Origin of the sequence: Caldisericum sp. (assembly GCA_022759145.1) — a bacterium.
Lineage (GTDB): Bacteria > Caldisericota > Caldisericia > Caldisericales > Caldisericaceae > Caldisericum.
In genome coordinates this window covers 1-10,140 of record JAEMPV010000025.1, presented here as the reverse complement: position 1 = coordinate 10,140, position 10,140 = coordinate 1, and the positions used below count along the sequence as shown (strand labels likewise).

Below are 10,140 nucleotides of genomic sequence, written 5' to 3'. Positions count from 1 at the left end.
AGTCTGTTGATTTCATTATTGCAATTGGTGGTGGAAGTGTAATTGATGCTGCAAAGATAATTAAGGTTGTTGCGAAAACGAATGTCCCGTGCTGGAGTTATTTTGAAAGGCCAGCAAAAGAGGCTATCCCAACAAATACACTGCCCCTGCTTGCTGTTGTTACATTTGCAGCAACTGGATCTGAACTCGATAATGCGGCAGTTATTACAAACAGCACAACCAGAGATAAAAGAGGAATTTTTAATAACGAGTTATTCCCTGCGATATCGATAATAGATCCACTTCTTACCCTATCAGTTCCTAAAAAACCTACAATCGATGGTGTAGTAGATATGTTCACTCATATATTTGAAAGTTATCTTTCATCAAACGCCTATGCCCCCGTATCAGATAGAATTTCTGAAGGGCTTCTAAAGGAATGCATGAAACAGGGAGAAATAGTTTTTAACGATTTGCAGAATATAGATGCAAGAGAATCTCTGTCCTGGATTGCAGCACTTGCCCTTTCCGGGATACCAAATGCAGGAAGGCGAGGGCCGCATCCAATGCACAGATTAGAGCATCCAATTTCGGGAATATATGGTATAGCGCACGGAAGGGGACTTTCAGCAATTATGCCTGCTTATTTAATATACACATTTGACATCCATAAAGATAGGCTTGCAACTTTTGGCGAAACGGTTTTTGGGGTAGCAAACCCACGCGAAACGATACTTAAAATTGTCGAGTGGCTTAAAAAAGTTGAGGCTCTGAATGGATTAAAAGACCTTGGCGTGAAAAGAGATTCCATCGAACTATTTACAGAATCTGCTTTAAGAGATGACGGAAACAAAGATTTCATAAGGGCAAAAAGACCTCTTTATAGAGATGAAATCTTAAAGATTTACGAACTTGCCTACGACTACTCAGACATTGAGAAAAAAATTATGGAACTTTTTTAGTATTTAAAGTATCTAATTAAAGGAAGGAGGAAAGAATATGAAAAAAAGTATTTTAATTTTGTTTTTTGTTTTAATACTTCTTATTTCTGGATGTAGCGTTTTTAAAGAGAAGGAAGTATCGATTAAAGCTGTAAGTGTAAATACAGATGGCACAATTCATATTGAGGGAAGAGGACGTGCTTTTGAAAGCATTATAGGATTAAAAGTTACTGACGAAAATGGTTTCGTTTTATTTGAAGGTTCAACCGTTACCGATGCGGTAGATTCGGGTAAATTTGGAAATTTCAAAGAAGATTTAAAATTAAACGCATTTCCTCAAACTGATAAGATAAGAGTTGTAGCAAATGTTAAATCACCTAAGGATGGTTCAATAACAAGTTCGGATGAGAAACTAATAACTTACGGCATGCCATATAAAACCGTTTATGTGTTTTATGGAAATACAAAACTAAATCCAGAGATGCTCGACTGCACAAAAGTCTTTCCCGTTGAAAGACGCATCGCTTCAAGTTCTAAAAACCCTCCGATGGATACGATGAATGTGTTTCTACTTGGTCCAACCAAGCAAGAAGAGAGCGATGGATACATAATGTCGACACCCAAAAACCTAACGATAAACAAGATTGAGCAAATAGCATCTAATAAAGTCCAAATTGATTTCGGGAAAGAACTTCTTGATGCAGGTGGTGGCTCATGTAAGGTTAGCGCAATTAGAGCAGAAATAACACAAACTTTGAAACAATTTTACCCAGGATACGAAATTATCATTTCGGCAAACGGAAATACGGAAGAGGTGCTCCAGCCTTAATTATCCGATTTTATAAACTATTTTAGGATTGAGTTCCTCTACTATCTCTACACCTTCAAAGCCTATTTCCTTGAGGGCTCTTACAATTTGCTCAGAAATTTTATCAACAATTATCCAGGATAAAGCTCTGCAAAAATTGCATGTTGAAGTGGAGGCTTCAAAAGAAACAAAAACTTTTATATGTTTATCATTAATTGTAAAACCATAAACAAGGTTTTCTGACAGTATATCCATGTTTGTTTCAGGGTCTTTAACTTTTTTAAGAGCCTCCATTACTTTTTTCTCTAAATCGTTCATATAAGCCCAACTCCTTCAAGAATTTTCTTGAACTCTTCTTCGTTAAAAGGATCCTCTTGAAGAGGTCTTCTAACATACCTATTGATATGAATACCCATAAATCCAAGCGCTAACTTAATTGCATAACCAAAAGAGGTAGTAAGATTGTAAATATATGTAAGTTTTGTTATTGATCTATGTAGTTCAAGTAGCTCATTTAGATTACCATTTTCAAAAGCGACTTTTGCCCGATTAAATATGTCGAGTGCTATATTTGCAAGAGCCATTACTCCACCATCTCCACCTGTTAATAACAAAGGCACATAGAGTTGCTCTGTCCCGGTGAAAATTTCAAAATCGCTTCTTTCACTTTTAACTTCATTAACGAGCCTCACAAGATAACCCATATTATCGTAGGTAACCTTTATTCCTTTTATAAGTGGATGTTTTGAAAGTTCCCTAATAAGTTCTATAGAGAGAGAATAACCAGTCAACGCCGGAATATTGTAAATATAAGTGGGAAGCCCTGAAGTCTCCGCTATACGAATAAAATAATCATATAACCCTTTTTGCGAAGGGACAAGAAAGAACGGTGGCGGTGAAACAATTGCATAGAAATTACTTAAATTTGCAAACTTACAGAGTTCTATCGTTTCATTAAATACAGTGGAATTGACATTGACATATACCGGAGTTGTTCCAGAATTTTCTTTTACAAATGTGGCAATCTCTTTTTTCTCTTCAAGAGTAAGATTCGTAAATTCACCTGTTGTTGCATTTGCAAACAAACCATCTGGATTTTTCCTTAGAAGAAACTTTAAAAACTCTCCGTATCCTTCGTAATCAATCGAACCATCACTTCTAAACGGAGTAATTAATGCAACTATATTTTTAATCATCTTCAATAACACCTCCAATACATTTTACAAGATTTTCGAAGATTTTTAGCAAAATTTACTTGAGTTTGTTGTAAAATATGGTATGAAATGCGAAACAGAATGCCTTGTATGCATCTATAATCAGATGCTAAGAATTGCAAGAGTTGCAACCAAAGATAATGAAAAAATAGAAATAATTCTAAAGGAAAGCGCAAAACACTTGAGCCTTGCAAATCTTAATCTTACTCCACCAGAATTAGCCGATAGTCCCTATAAACTCGTCTATAAAATAACTGGAAATAATGATCCATACAAAGAAATTAAAGAGGCTCATATTAAAACAGCTCTTAATCTTTATCCAATGCTAAAAGAGATGGTAAAGAAGAGTAGCGATAAACTTCTCGAGAGTGTAAAAATTTCGATAATGGGAAATGCAATTGACCTCGGAAGTACATTTGACAGCATTGAAATAGACCTCAATGAGTTCTTGAAGAGTAATTTCAATCTGAACGACTTTGAAGATTTGAAAAATGCAGTTAAAAACTCAAGAAATATTCTTCTTATAGGGGACAACGCAGGGGAAACTGTTTTCGATAGAGTCCTTATTGAAACTCTCGCCGAACTTGGAAGGAATGTAAAATATGCAGTTAAAAGTAAACCAATCATCAACGATGCAACAAAAGAGGATGCACTAAAATCGGGTATTACAAATGTTATTGAAACAGGATCAAGTATGGCTGGGACAATACTATACACTGTAAATGAAGATTTCTTAAAAGAGTTAGAAAATTCAGATTTAATAATAGCAAAAGGACAAGCAAATTATGAAACTCTATCAGAAGAAAGCCTCCCGATATTTTTTCTCCTGAAAATAAAATGTGCTCCTATCGCAAGGTCAATCGGACATTCAATCGGCACAAATATCGTTCTAAAATCAAAGAAATTTAAATTAAAATCTTGACTTCAAAAACTTTTTTCATATAATTACCTCTAAGAAATAAGAAAAGAAGAAACTAAACAAAGGAGGCGAAAGGATGAAAAAAGTATTGGTACTATTTATTACCACACTGATGGTAGTAAGCCTGTTTGCAGGTTGTAAGCAAGCAGCACAACCTGTCACACTTGTCTTTGCAAAAGGTGGTGACGCTGTAGAACTTGACCCAGCAGATGTTACTGATGGTGAATCCGTAACAGTTATGAACAACATTTTTGAAGGACTTGTGCGTTACAAACCAGGCACAACAGAAGTTGAACCCTGGCTTGCAACAAAGTGGGATGTTTCACCCGATGGGCTTGTATGGACTTTCTATCTCAGGCAAGGTGTAAAATTCCACGATGGAACACCGTTCAACGCTGATGCTGTAGTTTTCTCATTTGAAAGACAGAGAGATCCAAATCATCCGTTCCACAAGTATGGCAAGTGGGAGTACTGGCAGTGGTGCTTTAGCGAAATCAAGAAGACTGAGAAAGTCGATGATTACACTGTAAAAATTACTCTTAATCACCCATTTGCACCATTCTTGAGCACAATGGCGATGTTTACAGCATACATCGTGAGTCCTACAAATTGCGAGAAATGGGGAGACCAATGGTTTGCACATCCAGTAGGAACTGGTCCTTTCAAATTTGTCGAATGGGTTAAAGGAGATCACATTACCCTTGAAAAGAATCCTGATTACTGGGGAGAAAAGGCAAAAATTGACCAGTTAATCTTCAAAGTTATCCCTGATGCATCACAAAGGCTTCTTTCTCTTCAAAAAGGTGAAGTCCAGGGTATGGAATTCCCCAACCCAGACGACTTAGCAAAAATCGAGCAAGATGCAAATCTTCAAATTCTTAGCGAACCAGGCCTTAATGTAGGTTATCTTGCGATGAACATGGGAACGGATACTCCAGGTTTCGAAAAACCTTTTGGTGATGTGAGAGTAAGACAGGCAATCAACTATGCCATTAACAAAAAAGCAATTGTTGACCAACTTTACAAAGGAACAGCAGTTGTTGCAAAGAATCCAATTCCTCCAACACTTTGGGGATATAATGATGCAATTCAGGACTATGAATACAATCCTGAAAAGGCAAAAGAGCTTCTTAAAGAAGCAGGATATCCTAACGGATTTAAGACTAAACTTTGGGCAATGCCAGTTTCACGACCTTATATGTTTGACCCACAGAAGATTGCAACTGCAATACAAGCAGATTTGAAGGCAGTAGGAATTGACGCAGAGATTGTAACCTATGATTGGGGAACATATTTACAGAAAACAGAAAACGGGGAACATCCAATGGCACTTTTAGGTTGGACTGCAGATTATGCAGATCCAGACGACTTCCTATATGTTCTGCTTGACTCAGACTCTGCAACCGTTGGAACCGCTGGAAACATTGCATTCTATAGAAACCCAGAGGTTCACAATCTAAACATCCAGGCTCAAAGAGAAACAGACCAGGCAAAGAGAGCAGAACTCTACAAGAAAGTTCAGGAAATTGTCCATAACGATGCACCATGGGTTCCTCTTGCGCATGCAAAACAGATTCTTGTATTCAACAAGAGTGTTAAAGGATTTGTGTTGTATCCAACAGGAGATTACCACTTCGAAACAGTTACTATAACTAAATAGTTTAAAGGGGGGCTTAGAGCCCCCTTCCTTTTAAAAAAGAAAGGGTGTAGAAAAGTGAGAAACTACATAATTAAAAGACTTCTTAATATTTTAATTATGCTTTTTGCGGTCTCTATTATTATATTTTTGCTTGTTCGCTTTATCCCTGGAGATCCTGCAAGGACAATGGCAGGAGAGCACGCCTCAAAAGAGATACTTGAAGAAATGCGAAAAAAGTGGGGGCTGGATAAACCCGTTTGGGAGCAATATATTATCTGGCTTAAGTACGCTATTAGAGGAGACTTTGGAAGGTCAATAATGACGCATGAGAATGTTCTTACTGAAATCATGCAGAGATTCCCGAATACACTTGAACTTTCCATTTTTGCGATGCTGTTTGCAAGTTCATTTGGAATTTTAGCAGGTGTCATTTCAGCAATTAAAAGATACACAGTTTTTGACTATACGGTTATGTTTATCGCATTATTTGGAGTTTCTATGCCTATATTCTGGCTTGCAATAATGCTCGTGTTGCTTTTCAGTATAAAACTAAATTTGCTTCCTACAGGTGGACGCCTCTCAGTCTTTTACTCCATTAAGCCAATTACACATTTATATCTTATTGATAGCTTAATTACATTGAACTTTGGTGCTTTTTTTGATGCTTTAAAGCATCTTATTTTGCCATCAATTGCGCTTGGTACAATTCCAATGGCATTCATTGCAAGGATAACGCGATCTAGTATGCTAAATGTAATAAGCCAGGATTACATAAGGACGGCGAGGGCAAAAGGACTTCCAGAAAAAACTGTAATTGTTAAGCATGCCTTGAGAAACGCACTCATTCCAATTTTAACATCCGCTGGAACGGAATTTGCAATGCTAATGGGTGGGGCAGTACTCACAGAGACTATATTTTACTGGCCAGGATTAGGCACTTATATAGTTCAGGCAGTAAACGCAAGAGATTATCCTGCAATTCAAGGTGCTGTAATTTTCGTTGCTTTTGTTGTTGCGATTGTTAATCTCATAGTAGATGTCCTTTACGCATATATAGACCCGAGAATTCATTATTAAAAGGTGAAAACATGGAAGAAGAAATTCAATTACATGAAACATTCTTAAGTGAAAGTTTGAAAAGTTTAAAGAAAAATAAGTCTGCAATATTTGGATTAGTGATTGTACTCATCCTAATTATAACCGCAGTACTTGCACCTATTATTTCGCCTCATAACCCAATAGAACAAGACCTATACAATAATCTTAAACCAGGATTCTGGGCGGGAAATACAAAAAATATTTTAGGTACAGACGAATTTGGAAGAGATATACTAAGCAGAATTATTTATGGCGCAAGAGTATCTCTTTCAGTTGGTGTTATTGCAGTTATAATTGGGGTTTTGCTTGGAGGACTTGCAGGACTATTCTCAGGCTTCTATGGCGGCTGGATTGATAATCTTATAATGAGAACTACAGACATAATGTTTGCGTTGCCTTCTATACTCCTTGCTATTGTTATTGTATCTGTGTTAGGCAGGGGGTTATCTAAAGCAATGATTGCAATAGGTATTACATATGCTCCTCAAATTGCAAGGGTTGTAAGGTCTGAAACGATTGTCGTAAAGGGAAGTGAATACATTGAAGCAGCAAAAGCAATTGGCTCTCCAAGATTGAGAACCCTAAGAGTCCATGTACTACCTAATGTATTATCAGTTATTATTGTCTATACAACATTAAGTATTGGTAGCGCAATACTTGACGCTGCAGCGCTAGGCTTTCTTGGATTAGGAGCACAACCTCCTACGCCTGAGTGGGGTGCTATGCTTGCGAACTCCAACCACTACATAACAGGCGGTTATTGGTGGCTTGCAACTTTCCCGGGTATTGCTATTTTAATATCTGTCCTTGGGTTTAATCTTCTTGGTGATGGTTTAAGAGATGCAATAGATCCACGCCTCCGAAAGAAACTTTGAAATTTTAGATTAATCTTATAAAATTAATAGTAAAATAATATTTGGAGGCAAAAGTGAAAAAAATTGGCATGCTGCTTTTAGTATTACTTTTACTTTCAGGTCTTGCAACATGGTTCATTCTTCTAAATATTAACTACTTTACTTCTATAAATCTTTTTGGATATGTTATACAAAATGTTTCTTCTGGCGCTCTTGTGCTTGTATCCTTCATTTCTGGAGGTATCCTCATCTGGCTTATTTCGTTTATTGCATACAATATCGAAATTAAGCAACTTAAGGAAACCTTTCAAAAGGAAAAAAGAGAAACAGAAATTTCCTTAGCACAAAAAGAAGAAAACAAAGATGGAAATTAAACAGAATACTTTAAGGTTCCTAATAAGGGGCGCACTTATAGGTGCATTATATTTTGCATTAACATTTATTTTAAAGCCCTTATCGTTTGGTCCAATCCAAATAAGAATTTCCGAAGCGCTGACCGTTTTGCCATACAGTTTTCCTGAAGCAATATTTGGCGTAACTATCGGATGTTTTCTTGCAAACTTAACATCTCCCTTTGGACCAATAGATTGGGTTTTCGGAACCTTCTTAACACTTATTTCGGCAGTGCTTACATATTGGATTGGCAAGAAAAAACTCAAGAAATATCTTGCACCTCTTCCTCCGATAATATTTAATGCATTTGGTGTAAGTTTTTATGTTGTTGCACTCTCAACTCTTAATACGAGCCTCGGACTCGTTGAAGCATTTAAATATTCAATAACAAACTTTGCATGGAAACCTTACCTTTTTGGAGTAATTACAATCGGTTTAGGTGAGACAATTTCCACATATATATTGGGGCTTCCTCTTTTATACGCCCTTGAAAGGAGATTATCAAAATGAGATTCAAAATTTCTCTTGCACAAATAAATCCATTCCTTGGAGATCTCGAAAAAAACCTTGTAAAGCATCTTGAGTTTACAGAAAAGGCAATCGTAGAAGGGTCAAAAGTTGTCGTTTTCCCTGAGTTAAGCCTTACAGGATATACACTGAGAGACCTAACACATGAAGTTGCTCTTGAGGCAGATTCAGATTTCTTTAAGCCACTCAAAGAGATAAGCAAAAATATCGATATAGTTCTTGGATTTGTAGAAAAAGGAGAGGATAAGATTACATACAACTCTTCGATGTATCTATCAAAAGGTGAAATTAAGTTAGTTTACAGAAAGATGTATCCACCAACTCATGGAATGTTTGAAGAACTTCGTTTCTTTGGAAGAGGCAATTCGTATAAGTCTCTTGCGACTGATTACGGCAAAGTTTCTGTTATAATCTGTAGAGACTTTTTCCACCCGACACTCTTAAGTCTTGCATACCTTGACAATGTTGATTTTGTGTTCGCAATAAGCAACATGCCTTTGAGAGGGCTCAAAGGAGAAAAGCCACAGATACAGGAGACTGTCGAAACTGCATCTTCCACTTATACGAACTTCTTTGGATTCTTTGTCGTGTATGTTAATAGAGTAGGCTTTGACGATGGATTAGGTTTTTATGGGGGAAGTTTTATCCAATCACCCATAGGAAAGAAAATAGTCTCTGCAGAACTTTTTGAGGAGACTATTGTAACAGGAACAGTTGACACGGATGACATTTACAAGAAAAGAATATCTTTTCCTCTTATAAAAGAGGAGGACAGGTTGTTATTTGTCAAAAATGTAAACAGAGTTGTTGGAGGTTTAGATGATTGACTTAACCTTGAATTACGCACTTGTTAAGAAGTTCATAGTAAAATTCATCGAAGAAGAAGTTAAAAGTAACAAATTTGATCATGCACTATTAGGTATTTCTGGTGGTATTGACTCTGCGCTTGTAGCTTCTCTTGCTGTTGATGCTTTGGGAAAGGAAAATGTTTTTGGAATACTTCTTCCATATAAGTTAAGTTCAAAGGAATCCATTGAAGACGGACTCAAGGTTGTAGAAAACCTTGGAATTAAATATGAAATAATTGATATAACTGAAATTGCAGAGCCATATCTTACAAAAGAAAAAATCGGAGACAAGTTTAGAATAGGAAATTTTCTTGCTCGTATAAGAATGAGTATTATCTTTGACAAAGCAAGAGAATTTGATGCTATCGTTCTCGGAACAAGCAATAAAAGTGAAATTATGCTTGGCTACACAACCTGGTACGGTGATATGGCAGCAGGGATTTACCCAATAGGAGATTTATACAAAACTCAGGTTTTTGGATTATCAAAGCATGTTGGAGTTCCGGAATCAATCATAGCCAAAAAACCATCAGCAGATTTATGGCCTGGGCAAACAGACGAGGGCGAAATAGGAACACCTTACTCTGAAATCGACCAGATTCTTTATCTTTATCTTGAAGAAAGAAAGACAAAAGAAGAAATCGTTGAGTTAGGTTTTAAAAAGGAAGATGTCGAAAATGTCCTAAAAAGAATGTTTGCAACACAATTTAAAAGGACTTTTCCTCCTGTTTGTAAAATTTCTCAAAGAACATTTGGACACGATTTTCTTTACCCTCACGATATATTCAAATAGAAAAGCCGCAGGCAAATCCTGCGGCTTTTGCTAAAAACTAATAACTTACTAATTAGATTAACTTGGACAATTCTTCGATACCCTTCTTGATTGTAAGCATTACCATTCCAAGTTTTGCTTCTTTGT

Annotated in this window: 12 protein-coding genes; 10 read left to right on the top strand and 2 right to left on the bottom strand. The window is 36.5% G+C overall.

Annotated elements, in window-relative coordinates; genetic code table 11:
* Together JHC30_01680 and JHC30_01675 are read left to right on the top strand one after the other, a co-directional pair.
* Nucleotides 1-941 (top strand): iron-containing alcohol dehydrogenase (locus tag JHC30_01680; protein ID MCI4462864.1); only part of this gene is annotated, 941 nt, incomplete at its 5' end.
* A gap of 37 nt (nucleotides 942-978) precedes the next feature.
* Nucleotides 979-1,749, top strand: coding sequence for a hypothetical protein (locus JHC30_01675; GenBank protein ID MCI4462863.1), 771 nt, complete (start codon nucleotides 979-981; stop codon nucleotides 1,747-1,749).
* Here the strand turns inward: JHC30_01675 and JHC30_01670 are convergent, their stop codons facing one another.
* Nucleotides 1,750-2,046 carry a DUF59 domain-containing protein gene (locus tag JHC30_01670; GenBank protein ID MCI4462862.1) on the bottom strand — a complete coding sequence of 99 codons (297 nt, stop codon included), beginning with the start codon at nucleotides 2,044-2,046 and terminating at the stop codon, nucleotides 1,750-1,752.
* A complete protein-coding gene (locus JHC30_01665) occupies nucleotides 2,043-2,924 on the bottom strand; it encodes a dihydrodipicolinate synthase family protein (protein ID MCI4462861.1) in 882 nt (293 codons plus the stop codon). The genes JHC30_01670 and JHC30_01665 overlap by 4 nt, the downstream gene beginning before the upstream one ends.
* 82 nt (nucleotides 2,925-3,006) lie before the next feature.
* Here JHC30_01665 and JHC30_01660 point away from each other — a divergent pair, with 82 nt between their 5' ends.
* The 8 genes from JHC30_01660 to JHC30_01625 all read left to right on the top strand — a co-directional run bounded on the left by JHC30_01660 (nucleotide 3,007) and on the right by JHC30_01625 (nucleotide 10,014).
* Complete coding sequence (locus JHC30_01660) at nucleotides 3,007-3,864, top strand: DUF89 family protein (protein ID MCI4462860.1); 858 nt, start codon at nucleotides 3,007-3,009, stop codon at nucleotides 3,862-3,864.
* 73 nt (nucleotides 3,865-3,937) lie between these two features.
* Complete coding sequence (locus JHC30_01655; GenBank protein MCI4462859.1) at nucleotides 3,938-5,521, top strand: ABC transporter substrate-binding protein; 1,584 nt, start codon at nucleotides 3,938-3,940, stop codon at nucleotides 5,519-5,521.
* 54 nt (nucleotides 5,522-5,575) lie between these two features.
* On the top strand, nucleotides 5,576-6,577 hold the full coding sequence (locus JHC30_01650; protein MCI4462858.1) for an ABC transporter permease: 1,002 nt from the start codon (nucleotides 5,576-5,578) through the stop codon (nucleotides 6,575-6,577).
* A gap of 11 nt (nucleotides 6,578-6,588) precedes the next feature.
* On the top strand, nucleotides 6,589-7,473 hold the full coding sequence (locus JHC30_01645; GenBank protein MCI4462857.1) for an ABC transporter permease: 885 nt from the start codon (nucleotides 6,589-6,591) through the stop codon (nucleotides 7,471-7,473).
* A 53-nt stretch (nucleotides 7,474-7,526) separates the two neighbouring features.
* Nucleotides 7,527-7,826 carry a LapA family protein gene (locus JHC30_01640; GenBank protein ID MCI4462856.1) on the top strand — a complete coding sequence of 100 codons (300 nt, stop codon included), beginning with the start codon at nucleotides 7,527-7,529 and terminating at the stop codon, nucleotides 7,824-7,826.
* Nucleotides 7,816-8,355 carry a QueT transporter family protein gene (locus JHC30_01635; GenBank protein ID MCI4462855.1) on the top strand — a complete coding sequence of 180 codons (540 nt, stop codon included), beginning with the start codon at nucleotides 7,816-7,818 and terminating at the stop codon, nucleotides 8,353-8,355. Before JHC30_01640 ends, JHC30_01635 begins: the two co-directional genes overlap by 11 nt.
* Nucleotides 8,352-9,200: a hypothetical protein gene (locus tag JHC30_01630; GenBank protein MCI4462854.1), complete on the top strand. Its 849-nt coding sequence runs from the start codon at nucleotides 8,352-8,354 to the stop codon at nucleotides 9,198-9,200. Before JHC30_01635 ends, JHC30_01630 begins: the two co-directional genes overlap by 4 nt.
* Complete coding sequence (locus tag JHC30_01625; GenBank protein MCI4462853.1) at nucleotides 9,193-10,014, top strand: NAD+ synthase; 822 nt, start codon at nucleotides 9,193-9,195, stop codon at nucleotides 10,012-10,014. Before JHC30_01630 ends, JHC30_01625 begins: the two co-directional genes overlap by 8 nt.
* Nucleotides 10,015-10,140 lie beyond the last annotated feature (126 nt).